Source organism: Uliginosibacterium paludis, assembly GCF_039631355.1.
GTDB classification, from domain to species: domain Bacteria; phylum Pseudomonadota; class Gammaproteobacteria; order Burkholderiales; family Rhodocyclaceae; genus Uliginosibacterium; species Uliginosibacterium paludis.
The window spans coordinates 46858-62832 of record NZ_JBDIVF010000004.1 but is presented as its reverse complement, the minus strand read 5'-3'; the positions used below and the strand labels follow the sequence as shown (position 1 = coordinate 62832).

Annotated in this window: 9 protein-coding genes; 7 read left to right on the top strand and 2 right to left on the bottom strand. The window is 67.3% G+C overall.

Annotated features, from left to right (window positions below; genetic code table 11):
- Window positions 1–36 precede the first annotated feature (36 nt).
- The 7 genes from ABDB87_RS12305 to ABDB87_RS12275 all read left to right on the top strand — a co-directional run bounded on the left by ABDB87_RS12305 (window position 37) and on the right by ABDB87_RS12275 (window position 12932).
- Complete coding sequence (locus ABDB87_RS12305; protein ID WP_345927428.1) at window positions 37–1839, top strand: thiamine pyrophosphate-binding protein; 1803 nt, start codon at window positions 37–39, stop codon at window positions 1837–1839.
- A gap of 113 nt (window positions 1840–1952) precedes the next feature.
- Complete coding sequence (locus ABDB87_RS12300) at window positions 1953–2444, top strand: sigma-70 family RNA polymerase sigma factor (RefSeq protein ID WP_345927426.1); 492 nt, start codon at window positions 1953–1955, stop codon at window positions 2442–2444.
- Window positions 2426–3415 carry a FecR domain-containing protein gene (locus ABDB87_RS12295; protein WP_345927424.1) on the top strand — a complete coding sequence of 330 codons (990 nt, stop codon included), beginning with the start codon at window positions 2426–2428 and terminating at the stop codon, window positions 3413–3415. The genes ABDB87_RS12300 and ABDB87_RS12295 overlap by 19 nt, the downstream gene beginning before the upstream one ends.
- Window positions 3416–3619: 204 nt before the next feature.
- Entirely contained in the window at window positions 3620–6457 is a 2838-nt protein-coding gene (locus tag ABDB87_RS12290) for a hypothetical protein (protein WP_345927422.1), read from the top strand.
- 68 nt (window positions 6458–6525) lie between these two features.
- Window positions 6526–9348, top strand: coding sequence for a M16 family metallopeptidase (locus ABDB87_RS12285; protein ID WP_345927420.1), 2823 nt, complete (start codon window positions 6526–6528; stop codon window positions 9346–9348).
- Window positions 9345–11048, top strand: a complete 1704-nt coding sequence (locus tag ABDB87_RS12280) for an ABC transporter ATP-binding protein/permease (RefSeq protein ID WP_345927419.1) — start codon at window positions 9345–9347, stop codon at window positions 11046–11048. The genes ABDB87_RS12285 and ABDB87_RS12280 overlap by 4 nt, the downstream gene beginning before the upstream one ends.
- A 273-nt stretch (window positions 11049–11321) precedes the next feature.
- Window positions 11322–12932: a methyl-accepting chemotaxis protein gene (locus tag ABDB87_RS12275; RefSeq protein WP_345927418.1), complete on the top strand. Its 1611-nt coding sequence runs from the start codon at window positions 11322–11324 to the stop codon at window positions 12930–12932.
- A 94-nt stretch (window positions 12933–13026) separates the two neighbouring features.
- Here ABDB87_RS12275 and ABDB87_RS12270 read toward each other — a convergent pair whose 3' ends face one another.
- Window positions 13027–13482 (bottom strand): hypothetical protein, encoded by a 456-nt coding sequence (locus ABDB87_RS12270; protein ID WP_345927416.1) that lies wholly within the window; start codon window positions 13480–13482, stop codon window positions 13027–13029.
- A 100-nt stretch (window positions 13483–13582) separates the two neighbouring features.
- Window positions 13583–15691: a gamma-glutamyltransferase gene (gene ggt / locus ABDB87_RS12265; RefSeq protein WP_345927414.1), complete on the bottom strand. Its 2109-nt coding sequence runs from the start codon at window positions 15689–15691 to the stop codon at window positions 13583–13585.
- Between the last annotated feature and the right edge of the window lie 284 nt (window positions 15692–15975).

Below are 15975 nucleotides of genomic sequence, written 5' to 3'. Positions count from 1 at the left end.
ACGCCCGCAGCAGGGCGCATTCATCAGGAGCCGGACATGAAAATCCCTGACGCAACGGAGGGCGGCGGGAGGCCATCGCCCATGGCCTGGAATGTGGCCGATCTCCTCGTTCATTACATCGAGCAGATCGGTGTGAATACCGTCTTCGGGGTGCCGGGAAGCGCCATCGAGCCGGTGCTGGACGCGATCGCGCGCAGCCGCCGGCGCGGCGGGCTGGAGCTGGTCGTGGCCCGGCACGAGTCGGGGGCGGCTTTCATGGCGGATGCCTGGTCGCGCGAAACGGGGCTGCCGGGCGTGTGTCTCTCCGGCTCGGGCCCGGCTGCCACGAACATGATGACCGGCGTGGCCAATGCGGCCGACAACCGCATTCCGCTGCTGGCGATCACCGGGCAAGCGGCGCTGCCGATGTTCGGCCGCCATCCCCTGCAGGCTTCGGAAGCCAGCGCGATCGACATTCCCGGAATCTACGGCAGTTTCTGCTGCTATAGCAGCCTGCTGTCCCACCCCGATCAGGCCGAGGTGAAGATCTCGGCCGCGCTGCTCCATGCCTGTCGCACGTCCTGCCCGGCGCATATCGCGATTCCGGTGGATATCCAGCGCAGTCTGGTGACCCGCATGCCGGGCGCGCATCTTGAAGTGCTGTCCAGACCGCCCCGTCTGGTGGATGAGGAAGCGCTGCGGGAGCTGCTCGCCATTCTGGGCGATACCGCAGTGGCCGCGGTGGTGCTCGGGCCGCTGCCCTCGGTCGTCATGCCGCGGATGATGCAGTTCGTCGAGAAACTGGGCGTGCCCTTCATCACCACGCCTGATGCCAAGGGCCTGATCAATCCCGGTCATCCGCTCTATCGCGGCGTGATCGGCTATGCCGGCCACCCCGAGGCGATGGCCCTGCTCAGGCCGGCGCAGGGCGTGACGCTCGCCTTCGGCCTGCGGGTCAGCGAATGGCGCAGCGGCGGCTGGTCTTCGCTGCTGCTCAATGACCGCCTGATCCACATCGATGAGCGCGAGGCGAACCTGCTCGGCACGCCGATGGCCCGGCTGCATGTGCAAGGCAATGTGAGCCGCATCCTGGCCAGCCTGCTCGAGAACGTGCTGCCCGGGCCGGGCGGTTTGCCCGCCGCAGCGAAGGATTCGCTGGCCGCGCGCCGCATGATGGACTGGCCCCCGGCCAACCGGAACGGGCAGGCCAGCGTACCGCCTTCGAGCCTGATGGATTACCTCTCGGCCCGTCTGCCCTCGCAGGTCCGGGTGGTGGCCGACGCCGGCAACAGCACGGCCTGGGCTGTCAATCGCCTGCATGTAGCCGAGCGGCGGGATTCGGGCCGGCATCTGCGGGCGCCCGGCGTGTTGCGTGACAGCCGCTATGGCGATCGCAGCTGGTTGCGCGTGCTGACCGATTTCGCGCCGATGGGCTGGGCGATTGCCGCATCGGTCGGCTACGCCATCGCCGATCCGCTGCGCCCGACGCTGTGCCTGACCGGGGACGGCAGTCTGCTCATGAACGGGCAGGAGATGACGGTCGCCCTCGCGCTCAATCTGCCGGTGATCTGGCTGGTGCTCAACGATTCCTCGCTCGGCATGGTGCGGCACGGCCAGCAGCTGGCGCGGGCGGAATCCATCGGGCATGCGCTGCCTCCGGTCGACTTCGCCGCCATGGCGCGTGCGATGGGGCTCAAAGCCTTCAGCATTCCCGACATTGACGCGTTGCAGGCCTTTGACCCCTCCGTGTTCGCTGAGCTGGAAGGGCCATGCCTGATCGATGTGCATATCGATCCGGACGAGGTCCCGCCGATCGGGGCCCGCCTTCCTGCACAGGGCGGCGTCCACGAGACGGCCTGAGGGCAGGGCGCCGGAGAACGCGGACGGGCGTGACGGGATCGAGCCCCGCCTCTTGTGAAAATGGATGTAGCAAATGATAATCGTTCTCAACTTATCACTGCTGTCCGACTGCAATGCTTGCCCAGACACACGAAGGCCTCTACCGCGAACACCATTCCTGGCTCACCGGATGGTTGCGGGGGCGCCTCGGGCAGTGTTCGGATCGGGCCGCCGATTTCGCGCACGACACCTTCCTGCGCATCCTGCAGGCCGGTGAGCGGCCGCCCGAGCTCGCCCAGCCCCGCCACTACCTGGCCACCATCGCGCGCGGTCTGCTGGTCGATCATTTCCGTCGTCAGGATCTCGAGCGGGCCTGGCTGGCCGAGCTGGCCATGCTGCCCGAAGCCAGCCAGCCCTCGCTCGAGGAGCGCGCGATCCTGCTCGAAACCCTCTGCGAGATCGACCGCATGCTCGATGGCCTGGGCGCCAGGGCGCGCCAGGCTTTCCTGCTCTCGCAGCTCGACGGCCTGAGTTATGCCGAGATCGCGCTCGAGCTGGGTGTCTCGGTCAGCAGCGTCAAGAAATACATGCACAAGGCCGTGCTGCAATGCCTGCGCTGCCTGTGAGCAGCGCCCGGGGCAGTCAGCCGGATGCTGACGCGCATCTGGAGGCCGCTGCAGCCTGGTATGTGCGCCTGTGCGCCGAGGATGCGCATGCGGGCGACCGTGCCGAATGGCAGCGCTGGCACGACAGCTCGCCCGAGCACCGCAGCGCCTGGTCGCGGGTCGAGCGCATGCAGGGCCTGCTCCGGCAGGCGCCTGCCCAGTCCCGGCATGCGCTGGGCGCGGTCGCGTCCCGCAAGAGCCGGCGCGTGGCGCTCTGGGCGGGGCTGGCATTCCTCTGCGGGCTGAGCTTTCTGTGGATGCAGGCCGCCACCGAAGCGAAGGTCGAGTGGCTGGCCACCGCGCCGGGTGAGCGGCGCGAGCTGCAGCTGGCGGACGGTACCCGGCTCTTGCTGGGCTCGGCGAGCCGGGTAGGCGTGAGTTTCGATGCGGCGCAGCGGCGCCTGATCCTTCAGACGGGATCGCTGCAGGTGGTGAGCGGGCATGATCCGGCCCATGCGGCCGCCCCGCGGCCGCTGCAGGTGCTGGCGCGGGATGGTGTGGTGCGGCCGCTGGGCACCCGTTTCACGCTGCAGCAGGATGCCACCGGCACGACGCTCGCCGTTCAGGAACACGCGGTGGAGCTCTCGCAGCCGCAGGGCGCCTTGCCGCCCTTGCGCTTGGTGGCAGGCCAGCGGGTGCGCTTCTCGGCGGAGGCGCGCGGCACACCCGCCGCTGCGCAGGCGGGTGACGAGGCCTGGACGCGCGGCCAGCTGGTGGTGCTGGACATGCCGCTGGCCCGCTTCGCGAGCGAACTCGCCGCGCAGTCGGGCAGGCCGATCCGCTGTGATGAACGCATCGCCAGCCTGCGCATCTCGGGCAGCTATCTGGTGGATCAGCCGGAGCGCTCGCTCCAGAGCATCGCGGCCCTGCACGGCTTGCGGGTCGAGACCGGCGCGGATCAGGCGCTGCGCCTCGTGCCGCGCCGCCCCTGAGCGGGCGCCAGCTTCTCCTGCGCCTCGCACGCAGCCCTCAGCGGCAAGCCGCAGGGCTTGCCGGGGCGGCCTCTGGCGTGCCCGTCACCGGAGCGGGCAGGGCCCGGATTCAGATCGACGGCAAAAATTTTTCAGCACGCAGTGTCCTTTTTGCGGACTCGTTCGGCCTACCGAATGAAACGACACTCATTCGCAGGTAACGACATGAATTCGCCCAATCCCCGACGCCTTTCCGCCCCTGCCGGCTGCCCGCAGCGCCGGCGTCCCGTGTTTCTTGCCCTCTGGCTTGCCGGCATGGGCCTCGCCTGGCAGGCGCCAGCGCTGGCTCAGGGCAGTGCTGCCGCCTCGGCGACACGGCTTTACGCGATTCCGGCCGGCCCGCTGGCCGAGGCGCTGAACCGCTTTGCCGCGGAGGCGGGCGTGGTGCTTTCCTTTGACGCCGGGCAGCTTCGCGGCCTGCAGTCGAAAGGCGTCCAGGGGCGTTTCGGCACGGCCGAAGGCTTTGCCGCCGTGCTGGCAGGCAGCGGATTCGAAGCGGCACCGGCCGCGGCTGGCAGTTTCGTGTTGCGTCGCAGTCCGCCGCCGCGCAAGCCGGCGCGCGCACAGGACGCGGTTTCGGCCGAGCTGCCCGAGGTGCGCGTCAGCGCGCGCCATCTGCCGGGTGTGGAGGCGCTCGACCGGCAGATGATCCGCAACCTGCCGGCCATCAATGGTGACCTCACCAGCCAGCTCAAGCTCAATCCGAACATCCAGTACAGCGAGACCCAGCTCTCCTCGCAGACCGCGGGCGAGATCGCGCCGGCCGAGATCAGCATCCACGGCGCCAAGCCCTATCAGAACGAGATCCTGGTCGATGGCGTGTCCATCGCCAACGATCTCGATCCGGGCAACAAGACCGTGACCGAGAGCGTCGACCTGATCCCCGGCAATGCCCAGGCGATGGCCATCGACAGCAGCATCCTGTGCGAAGTCACGGTCAAGGATTCGAACGTGTCGGCCGAGTACGGCCGCTTCACCGGCGGGGTGGTGGACGCGAAGATCTGCGCGGCACGCAAGCGCTTTGGCGGCACACTGGGTATCGGCTACACCTCGTCTGACTGGACGCACCTCTTCATCGATCCGGCCAAGCAGCAAGAGTTCGAGCAATCCTCCAGCGCCGACAACCAGCCCGAATTCAGGAAGTGGACCTACAAGGCCGCGCTCGAGACCCGCCCTGATCCGACCTGGGGCGTGCTGATGAGCGTGGTTCGCAAGCAGTCGGACATTCCCCTCAAGCGCTTCAGCACCAGCAACACCGGTACGACCGAGAGCCGCGAGGTGACCCAGCATCGCGTGCAGGACACCCTGGTCATCAAGACCGACTTCGCACCCGCCGGCAGCGCCCACAAGGGGGACGTGTCGCTGGTCTATGCCCCCACGGCCAACAGCTATTTCATCGAGAACTATCGCAACAGCGATTACACCATCCGCTCGGGCGGCCTGAATCTCGCGGGCCATCTGGAATCGAAACTGGACGGCGCCACGCTGAGCCAGCAGCTCTCCTTTTCGCAGATGGATCAGTCACGCCGCAGCGATGCCGATTACTACCGCAACTGGCGCTGGTCGGCCGACAAGAACTGGGGGGATCCGACGCAGAGCAACGCCTCCAGCGGCGAGGGCGCCCGGGGTGACCTCGACCAGACGATGCAGAACCTCGCCTACAAGTTCAAATCTGCCTTCGGCGAGCTGCGTCTGGGCGACACCCGGCACCGCCTCAGCACCGGCTTCGAGTACCAGAAGAAGCATGCCGAATACGAACGCCTCGAAGACAACCGCTACTACCTCACCGTGGCCGACCTGCCGACCACCGGCGCGATCTCGCGCTGCCAGACCAGCAGCGGCGCGCTCGATACCGAAGCCTGCTCGACCACGCCGACAGTGGGCAAGACCGTGGGGCAGTATTTCCGCCGCCTGATGACCTACAAGGCCGGCAGCTTCGATGTGGATGCGCAGACCTTCGGCGCCTATCTCGAAGACGAAGCGGTGTGGCACAACTTCAAGCTGCGTCTGGGTGGCCGCATGGATCGCGATTCGCTCACCACCGAGACGAACTTCGCGCCGCGCTCCAGCCTGACCTGGCAGGCCAGCGAGCCGCTCGCCTTCAATATCGGCGCCAATCGCTACTACGGCCGCAACCTTTTTGCGTATGCCATGCAGGAGAAGATCAATTCGCTGCTCTACACCCAGACCCGCAGCGGCACCCTCACCTGGGGCACTGCAACGCAGAGCAGGCCTGCCAACCGGCTTGAAGACCTGCGCAGTCCGTTCGACGATGAGCTGACGGCAGGGCTGGACTACGACAGCGATCTGCTCGCCGGCCCGCTGAGCCTGCGCTTTACCCGCCGCGACGGGCGGGACCAGATCGTCAAGCGCCTGCTCACCAAACAGACCGATTGCGACGGCAACCAGTGCTACGTCTATACCAACGATGGCAGCAGCCTGACCAAGGACTGGACCCTGAGCTGGAACAGCGGCAAGGCCTTCAAGACCGGCCCGGCTGCCACCCGCTTCTGGCTGGCCCTCAACAAGAGCGACGTGAAGTCGAGCTACTCGACCTATGCCGACGTGTATGGCAGCGCACTCGCAAATGACGAGATCATCCAGTACGACGGCAAGTTCATCCGCTACTCCGAAATGCCGGCCGACAACTACAACCGGCCCTGGACCCTGCGCATCGGCGCGATGAGCAGTCTGCCGGCCTATCACCTGAACGTGTCCAACGTCCTGCGCATCCGAGATGGCTACCGGCAGATGCTGCAGAACGGCGAGACGAGCTACGAGGGCACGACCGTCGATGTGTGGGAGAAAACCACGCTGCCGCGCGCCATCACGCTCGACACGGTGATCAGCTGGACGCCGCGCATCCAGGCCGACCAGAGTCTGGAAGTGAAGCTCACGATCGAGAACATCACCGACCAGAAGAACAAGACCTCGGTCAGCAACACCTACGCCACCTACGAGCGGGGTCGCGCCTTCGCACTCGAACTCGGCTACAGCTTCTGAGCCGGCCTTCCGGATTCCCGCCGCTGCCCCTGTCTGGCCACGCCTTCGCCGGCGTGGCAGGAGTTTTCATGACATCTGTCTATCGCTTCCTTGCCGCCGCCTTGCTGCGCGTCGCCCTGTTCATCATCGCCTGCCTGTCACTGCAAGCCCCGGCTGCAGCCGGGAGCAACGGCGCTTTCCGCTGGGATCCCGCCGTCATGCGCGGCACGCTCGAAAACGGCTTCTCGTACTACATCGTGCCGGTCAAAGACGGCGCCCGTCAGCTCTCCATGCAGCTCGTGGTGCGGGTCGGCTCGCTGGACGAGCGTGCGGACCAGTCCGGTGTGGCGCACATGGTCGAGCACATGGTCTTCCACAGTTCGCAGCGCCATCCCGAAGGCCTGCGTGAATACATGAACAGCCTCGGCTGGAATGTGGGCACGCATTACAACGCACAGACCAACTTCGAGCGCACGCTCTACATGCTGGCGCCGGAAAACCGCCCGGAGCGGATCAGCGCCGGGCTCGACGTGCTGGCGGAGATTGCCGGCGGAGCGCAGATTCCGGAGGAAGGTCTGGCGCGTGAGCGCCGCATCATCCTCGAAGAGTGGCGGACCAAGCTGGGCCTTACCGAACGCATGGAGCGCCAGCGCCGTGCCCTGCTGCGCGCGGGCTCGCTCTACCCGGAGCGGCCCACCATCGGCAATGACGAAAGCATCCGCACCCAACCGGCCGGCACGCTGCGTGCGTTCTATTCGGACTGGTACCGGCCGGGCAACATGGCCCTGGTGATCGTGGGGGATGTGGAGCCTGCGCAGCTCGTGCCACAGATCCGGACGCACTTTGGCGCACTGGTTCCGGCAGCACTGCCGGTGCGCAACCCGGCCTCACCGGCGCTCTCGGCGCAGCTGCGCATCGCCCGCATCCAGGATGCCGAGAGCGGAACCAGCCAGGTCGGCTGGGTCTTCCGTTTCGCCAGCGATGAAGCGCAGGACCGCGCCGGATTCCGCAACCGCCTGATCGACCGTCTGGCCGAGCGTGCGGTGCGCCAGCGGGTGCGCAGCCGTGCGGCCGGCCTGCCGGCCGAGGTGGAATCCCTCAGCAGCACGCGCGGCGAGCTGGGCGGCAATGTGGCCTCGCTCGGCTTTGCCAGCAGCGTGTCGGTGAGCGGTCATCAGGAAGGCCTGCGCCAGATCCTGCTCGCGCAGGAAAGTCTGCGTCGGGAAGGCGTCGACCGCCAGGCGCTGGCCGCAGAGATCGCCGAAATCCATCGCCTCAATGACCGCTCGCTCGAAGTGCATGACAAACGGGAGGCCGCGAGCTGGCAGCAGCTGCTGGTGAATGCGGTGGTCGAGGGGCGCATCCTGCAGGATCCGAAGCAGAAGCAGGCCGAGGTGCGGGCCATCATGGCGAGCATCACGCCAGCCGATGTGGAGGCACGCGTGCGCGAATGGCTCGCCAGCCCGGACCAGCTGCTCTTCCTGCTGGCCCCCGGTCTCAGCCCGCTGCGCCTGCCCACCCAGGCCGAGGTGGAAGCGCTGCGCGCACGCATTGCGGCCGAGCCCCTGCCGGCTCCGCTGCTCGCCGCGCCGGAAGCACCGGCCCGCGCACCCGAGCCGGGCCCGGCAGGTCAGCTCGTGACCGAGGAGAAGGACGAAAAGAACCATGTCATACGCTGGAAGCTTTCAAACGGCGATGAGTTCGTCTGGCATCGCACGTCTGACGCGCAGCTCCGCTTTGCTGCCCGCTCGGCAGCCGGCTATCGCCAGCCGGGTGCACCGGCCTGGCAGTGGCAGATCGCGGCCCAGCTTGCACGCGAGGCCGAGCCGGCCACCCAGCCGCCGGGCAGCCTGAGCCGCTGGGCAAGCGAAGAGAAGCTGAACCTCAATCAGGAACAGCGCGAGGACAGCCTGAGCTGGAGTGCGCAGACGACGGCGGCCCGGCTGGAAGATCTGCTGCGGCTCTACGCGGCGCGGCAGACCGCCAGCCTGATCGATGCCCAGGCGCTGGGCGGCAGCCTGCGCCAGCTCGCACGCCAGATCGCGCGGCAGCCGGCCAGTGTGAGTGCCGCGCTGGCACGCGAGATGGCCACGTTGCGTTTCGCAGCTACCGAGCTCGACGCTTCCCCCACCGCCGAGGCGCTGCTGGCGCTGCAAGGCGAGGCGGGGCAGGCGCAGATCGAGGCGCTGGTGCGGCAATTGTCTGCCGCGCCGGTGCGCTACTTCCTGGCTGGCGAGATCGAGCCGGGCGTGCTGCGCGAGCTGCTGGTCCGGCATCTCGCGGGCATTCCGCGCGACCCCGCGGCGGTGGCGGCCGAGCCGCTGCTGCAGCGCGCCGGCCGGCATGAGTCCCGGCTGGCCATCGGCATCGAGCCGCAGGCCAGTGTGCGGGCCATCGGCAGTCAGCCGATGAGCTGGTCACCGGAACGGGCCGCCGGTGTGGCCATGCTCTCGCGGGCGGCCTACCGCCTGCTGCGCAACGAGCTGCGCGAGGCGCAGAACGGCATCTATCGCCTGAACTTCACGATGACGCTGGACCCCGCAAGCGGGCGTCTGGCCAGCGAGCTGTATTTCACCACCGACCCGGCGCGCATCGACGAGCTCTGGGGCCGTGCGCAGCGCGTGCTGGCGACGCTGCCGGCAAGGCTCGACGATGCACTGCTCGAGACCGAGATCCGGAACATGAAGGCCGCTGAAGCACGCCGGCGCGACGATGCGGCCTCGCGCTTTGCCCGCCTGCAGCTGAGCCATGCGCGCTGGGGGGATGCCCGCTATCTGGCAGACAGCCAGCACCTGCTCGACGGCGTCGATGTACGCAGCCTGCGCGCACTGGCCGCCGAGCTCGCCCTCACGCGGGACATGGCCAGCGTGATCCTGCTGCCTGCCGCCGCAGGCAAGGGGGCTGGCCAATGAGCGTGCTGCGCGACTTCTGGGTGCTGGCGCGCCCGTTCTGGGGCACGCGGCACAGCCGCATCGCCTGGCTGCTGCTGGCGAGCGTGATCGGCATCGGCGTGCTGCTGGTGCAGCTCAATGTGTGGTTCAGCTACTGGAACAAGGATTTCTACGATGCGCTGGCGGTGGTCGACACTGCGCGCATCTATCCGCTGCTGGGCACATACTGCGGTCTGGTCGCGGCTGCGGTGGTGATGTCGGTCTATCTCGACTGGCTGCGCAAGCTGCTGATCCTGAAGTGGCGGGCCTTCATGACCGAGCAGCTGATGGCGGACTGGCTGCGCGACAACGCCTTCTACCGTCTGGGCCTTGCCGGCGAGCCGGACAACCCCGATCAGCGCATCGCCGAAGACGTGAATCTGCTGGTGACCGACAGCCTCGACATCCTGCGCTCCTTCATCAGCGCGGTGACACGCATCGTGTCTTTTGCCGGCATGCTGTGGGGGCTCTCCAGCGCACTGGTGCTGCCTTTCGTGGATCAGACCCTGCGCATTCCGGGCTACCTCGTGTGGTTTGCGATCCTCTACGCCATCTTCGGCAGCTTCGTCGCCGAGCGCATCGGCCATGTGCTGCAGTCGCTCAACTACGCGCAGCAGCGCCGCGAGGCCGATCTGCGTGCGGAGCTCCTGCGCCGGCGCGATCATGCCGAGCAGATCGCTTTCTACGGCGGTGCCGCGAACGAGCATCAGCGGCTGATGCAGCGCTTCGGCGAAATCGCCGCCAACTGGCGTGCGCTGATGGATCGCGAACGCGCGCTGGGCTTCTTCTCGGTGAGCTACAACCGCATCAACGGCCTGGTGCCGACCTTCGCCGCGCTGCCTTCCTTCATGGCGAAATCGATCACCCTGGGCGGCCTCATGCAGATCAGCACCGCCTTCACCCAGACGGCCTCCGCGCTGAGCTGGTTCATCCACGCCTATGACGAGATCGCCAAGTGGAAAGCCACCGTCGCGCGGCTGACCCAGTTCAGTCAGGCCATCGAAGCCACCCGTCATGGCCGTCAGGCGCTGCCGCAGGCCGCACAGCTGGAAGCCCGCGGGCTGTCACTGCAGCGGCCGGATGGCCAGACGCTCCTGCCCGCGCTGGACTTCAGCGTGAAGCCGGGCCAGTGGGTGCGGATCGCCGGTCGCAGCGGGCTGGGCAAGTCCACGCTGCTGCGCTGCCTGGCCGGCCTGTGGCCGTTTCATCAGGGCGCGCTGAGCCTGCAGCGCGGGCGCAGTCTCTTCCTGCCGCAGCAGCCTTACCTTGCCAGTGGCAGTCTGGCGGCGCTGCTCTCCTATCCGGACCCTGCGCTGCAGCCGGAGGCGGCCATGCGCCGCGCGCTGACGCTGTGCGGCCTGCCGGCGCTGGCCTCCTGCCTCGCGCAGGAGGCGGAATGGTCAAGGGTGCTCTCCGGTGGCGAGCAGCAGCGGGTCTCGCTCGCCCGCGCGCTGCTGCAGGCGCCGGACTGTCTCTTTCTGGACGAAGCCACCAGCCAGCTTGACGAGGCGGCCGCCGTGGCGCTGCTCGACGTGCTCCGCCGCGAATTGCCGCAGGTCACGCTGGTCTGCGTCACCCATCAGAGCCGCCTGAGCAGCCTGTTTGATGCGCAAATCGATCTGGCCGCACGTCTTACTCCCGGTCTCGAGCCCGAGCCCGAGGGCGCCTGCGTGCCGGCCTGAGTGGAAGCACGGGCAGGGGCCGCGGCTCGCTGCTGCCCCGCTCCGGCAGGGTGATCCTCATCGGGCAAACAAACGTTCATTCCTGTCTGGCCTGCCGCTCGCCGCCCGGCTGGACCGCAAAATATCCATCTGTCGTGATGCTGCGGGCAAAGCCTTACCCGGTCTTGTTTCAGGCGAGAAACGGAGCGTGGACCTGCAAGGCGTTGAAAATTATTACTAAAGTTTTATAAGGGTTTGTCCGTACTGAAAGCTATGTCCCGTACGGAGCGAATCGTGAAGCTGTCTACCCGCCTGATCCTGTTGGTCCTCACCACCCTTTTCGGCGTGCTGCTTGTCGGCGGCTACGGCGTGATCCAGTTGCGTCAGAGCATGCAGGAAGCGCGGCGCGCGCAGATCGAGAACCTGCTTGGCATGGCGGTCGGCATGCTTGATTCGCTGCACAAGCAGGAAACGGCCGGCAAGCTCAGCACGGCCGACGCCCAGGCGCGCGCGGCTGAAGCCATCGTCGGCCTGCGCCGGGGCGACAACTATCTGTTTGCCCGCGATGCGGAAGACCGCTTCGTCGCACATGTGAATCCCGATCGTGTCGGCAAGCTCGACAAGGGCACGAAGATGCCGGATGGCCGTTATGTGGTGGAGCTCTACCGCGCGGCGCTGGCCAAGCAGGGCAAGACGGCTTTCGTCGAGATCCTCCAGGCCAAGCCCGGCGAGAAGGCGCAGGTCGCCAAGCTCAACGGCGTGACGGTGTACGAGCCCTGGGGCTGGACGCTGGGCACCGGCTTTTTCGTGGATGACATCGAGGCTGCGATCCGTGCCCATGTGCTGCGCATGGCGGGCGTGGCGCTGGCGGTGCTGGTGTTCGCGATTGGCTTTGCGCTGCATTTTTCGCGCTGGATCCGCGCCACGCTGGGCGGCGAGCCGGCCTATGCATCCAGCATGGTGACCGCAGTGGCCCGGGGCGACCTCAGCCAGCATCTGGCGCCTGCGCCGGCGGGCAGCCTGATGGCGGCACTGGGCGCCATGCAGCAATCCCTGCGCAGCATGGTGGGCGAGGTGGTGGAGCAGGTTGGCGAACTCAATGCCTCGGCCCATCGCATTGGCCAGACCATGCAGGACATCGCGCGTGCCTCCGAGACCTCGGCCGAGGCCACCACCGCGACCGCGGCTTCCGTTGAAGAGATGGCCGTCAGTGTTGGTCTCATCGCCGAGAGCGCGATCGAGACCGAAACCCATGCGGGGCGCTCGGTGAGCACCGCCGCACAGGGTGACCGGCAGGTGAGATCCGCCGTCGACGAGATCCGCCAGATCTCGCGTCTGGTGGAGTCCGCTTCCGGGCAGATCGTCGATCTGGCCGGCCGCACGCAGGAGATCGGCAGCGTGGCGCGCGAGATCCGCGAGATCGCGGATCAGACCAATCTGCTGGCCCTCAACGCCGCCATCGAAGCCGCGCGGGCCGGCGAGGTGGGTGCGGGTTTCGCGGTGGTCGCCGACGAGGTGCGCAAACTGGCCGAGCGCACGACGCGCGCCACCCAGTCGATCAGCGAAACCATCCGGGTGATCCAGTCCGATACCGGCGCGATGGTGGAGAGCATCCAGGCCATCGGGCCGCGCGTGAATACCGGGGTGGAGCTCGCGCAGGCGGCTTCGGCCTCGCTGCAGGCCATCAGCGACGTGGCCGAAGCCACGCTGGCCGAGATTCGCGATGTGGCGCAAGCCACCACCGAGCAGCGCACGGCCAGCAACGGGCTGGCGTCGCAGATCGAGCGCATCGCGGCCATGACGGAGGAATCCGACCGCGCCGTGCATGGCGCCAGCCAGGCGGCGGCCTCGCTGGGCAGCATGGCAGACAGCATCAGCGCTTCGGTCGGCCGCTTCAGGCTCTGAGAGGCCGTTCTTCATCCTGCGGCCGGCCTCTCGCCAAGGTTCGTGAGCAGGCTCTGAGTGCCGCGCGGGTCAGGGCCCGCGTGGCTCGTGCCGCTTACTTGCCCAGCGCCTTGCCGAGCGCCTTCTGATCAACGAATTCCTGGAAGGCGCCGCTGGCCTTCTGCACGTCCGGACTGCTCATGATTTCCTGCAGGGCCAGTCGGCCGAGCTGCTCGAAGGCCGGGCGGGTGCCGGCCTCGCCGTCCGCTTCATAGGCCTTCCTGAACAATGTCGCGCAGTCGGTACTGACCAGCCGGGTGAAGAGCGTGCCGACGGCGCGGCTGTCCGCCTCGCGTTCGGCCGCGGTGATTTTTGCTTCACCGGCCAGCCCGGCATGGGTGCCCATGGCGCTGTAGAGCCAGCGCGCCAGGGCGGTGCGATCCTTGTCGGTCGCCTTTTCGGCAAGGCAGCTCGCAAGCGCGTCACTCGCCGGGCCGGCATGAGCGGGCAGGGCGAAGCCCATTGCCAGAATGAAGAACATCGGGCGGGTGAGGTGTTTCAGGTCGTGCATGAATCAGTCCTTGTAGAAAAGAACCGGAAGCGCCGCCCGCAGGCCTGACGCTTCCGGCTGTGGCCGGCAGGGCGGTTGCACCGGCCGGGTGATGCGGGGCTCAGGGCGTGACGGTGTCGCCCAGCACCAGGCCTTCGCGGCGGGGATCGGTGCTGCCGGCCAGCACTGACTGGCCATTTACCGTCATCCGGATGATGCTGCCGATGCCGCTTGCCTGCGCACTGGTCGACACCGTGTGGCCCAGTGCCTTGAGCCCGGTAATGAGGCTGTCATTGGCGCCGCTGTTGCTGGTGTCGAGGTTCGGGTGCTCGCCGCCGAGCGACGTGGTGGCGCTGTTGCTCGCTCCGAAGTCGATCATGTTGGTGCCGCGCTGCGCGTCCAGGCCCCAGTCCAGCGAGGCCACCAGCGTCTTCACGACGTACTGGATGATGGTCGAGCCGCCCGGTGAGCCGGTGGCCATTACGAAGTCACCCATGCCGCCGGCACTTGTCTTGCGGAACACCAGGGTCGGAGACATCGAGCTGCGCGGGCGCTTTCCAGCCGCTACCCGGTTGGCATAGGGTGTGCCGCTGGCGTCAGCCGGTGCCGACGAGAAGTCGGTCAGCTGGTTGTTGAGGATGAAGCCCTTGGTGAAGTGGAAGGAGCCCAGGCTCGACTCCACCGTGGTCGTCATCGTCACCACATTGCCCTGCTTGTCGACAATGGTCAGGTGGCTCGTGCCCTGTTCCGGCGTGTGGTCAGCCGCCAGTACCGAACTGCTCGGGAAGCTGCCGGCGGAAGCGGTATGCATGCTGGCGCTGAGGCTGATCAGGTTTGCGCGGTTCTTGAGATAGGTCTTGTCCAGCATCGCGCTCCAGCTGCCCCCGGGCAGGGCGACGAAATCGGTGTCGGCCACATACTGATCGCGGTCGGCATAGGCCAGGCGCTCCGCTTCCGAGATCAGATGCACGCCCTGCACCGAAGGCCGGCCGCCTTCCACGTCGTAGCTGGTCGGCAGATTCGCTGCGGCGCCGAGATCGAAGTTCTCCAGGATGCCCAGTGTCTGTGCCACCGCGATGCCGCCGGAGGAGGGCGGCGGCATGCCGCAGATGTAATAGTCGCGATAGGTCGAGCAGACCGCCGTGCGACGTTTGGCCTCGTAGCCGGCCAGGTCAGCCAGCGTGGTCTTGCCCGGCGTCATCACCGAGCCGTCTTCGCCGGTGCTTTGCGCCACCTTGTCGACGATGGCCTGGGCAATGCTGCCGGTATAGAAGGCATCCACTCCGCTGTTTGCGATGGCGCTCAGGGTGGCTGCGTAGTCGGGGTTTTTCAGTGTCGTGCCCTGAGCTTTGCCGCTTCCATCCGCGTTCAGGAAGTAGGCCTTGGCTTCGGCATCCCGGCTCAGCGAGCTGGAGGCGCCCGAGATGGCCGAGGCCAGACGCGAGCTGATCTGGAAACCCTCTGTCGAGAGCGTGATGGCGTTCGAGAACAGCCCCTTCCAGGGCTTGGCACCATGATCCTGCCAGGCCGCATCCAGCATGCGCAGCACGCCCGGCGTGCCGATCGAGCGACCGCTGGCGCGCGCACTCGGCTTGGGCGTGGTCTGGTCGCTGGCGTCGTCGATGTAGCGCAGGTAATTCTCGGTTGCAGCAGCCGGCGCGGTCTCGCGTCCGTCATAGGCTTGCACCGTTTTGTTCGTTGCATCGTAGTAGAGCATGAAGGCGCCGCCGCCGATGCCGGTGGCTTCCGGCACGGTGAGGCCCAGCACTGCCTGCACGGCGACCGCGGCATCCACCGCATTGCCGCCTGCGGCCAGAATCTCGCAGCCGGCCTTGCTGGCCAGTGCGCTGGCGCTGGTCACCATGAAGCTGCCGGCGTAGCGCGTGGTTTTGCCGGTGCGGTAGCCCGAAGCGGCTTCAGGTGCGGCCGGGTCTCCGGCCAGACCTGAGCCCACGACAACCGTGCTGCCGTCGCTGGCGAGCACCGTGCAGGCATTTGCTGCGGTGATCGAGGACGCACTGCTTGATGCAGCGCCCGAGCTGCTGGAAGCCGCGCTTGAAGCACTTGAGGCCGCGCTGGCTACGGAACTGCTGCTGGCGGCGCTGCTGGTGGCACTGCTGGCCGGGCTGCCACTGTTGCTGCTGCCGCCACCACAGGCGCCGAGCAGCGCGAGGGTGAGGGCGGTCAGTGCGAGGGCGCCGGGGGCGGCGCCGATCTTTCTTTTTCTCATTCCCTGGTTCTCCTGATCTGTTGAGGGCTGCGGGCAGGAGGCCCGCCGGACAGCCATAGCAGAAGCCGGGCCAGCTTCATGACGCTTGCCTGAGCGGAGCCGGCGCACGACCTGCCTGTCGGGACAAGGCCCCCTGCTTCCAGCCTGATTGCACCTGCCCTTCCGGGCAGTTCGGCAAGTGAGGGCCCGGACCGGCCGGTGGCCGCAGCAGGAGGATGAACGCAGCCGGCCGGATATCCGGTCAGCATGAAACCGGCACGAAAAGCTGACCGGATGATCCAATC

What these genes read in the sequence shown, in the direction of transcription:
- ABDB87_RS12305 (WP_345927428.1), top strand. Translation starts at nt 37, where the DNA reads ATGAAAATCCCTGACGCAACGGAGGGCGGCGGGAGGCCATCGCCCATG.
- ABDB87_RS12300 (WP_345927426.1), top strand. Translation starts at nt 1,953, where the DNA reads ATGCTTGCCCAGACACACGAAGGCCTCTACCGCGAACACCATTCCTGG.
- ABDB87_RS12295 (WP_345927424.1), top strand. Translation starts at nt 2,426, where the DNA reads ATGCCTGCGCTGCCTGTGAGCAGCGCCCGGGGCAGTCAGCCGGATGCT.
- ABDB87_RS12290 (WP_345927422.1), top strand. Translation starts at nt 3,620, where the DNA reads ATGAATTCGCCCAATCCCCGACGCCTTTCCGCCCCTGCCGGCTGCCCG.
- ABDB87_RS12285 (WP_345927420.1), top strand. Translation starts at nt 6,526, where the DNA reads ATGACATCTGTCTATCGCTTCCTTGCCGCCGCCTTGCTGCGCGTCGCC.
- ABDB87_RS12280 (WP_345927419.1), top strand. Translation starts at nt 9,345, where the DNA reads ATGAGCGTGCTGCGCGACTTCTGGGTGCTGGCGCGCCCGTTCTGGGGC.
- ABDB87_RS12270 (WP_345927416.1), bottom strand. Translation starts at nt 13,482, where the DNA reads ATGCACGACCTGAAACACCTCACCCGCCCGATGTTCTTCATTCTGGCA.
- ggt (WP_345927414.1), bottom strand. Translation starts at nt 15,691, where the DNA reads ATGAGAAAAAGAAAGATCGGCGCCGCCCCCGGCGCCCTCGCACTGACC.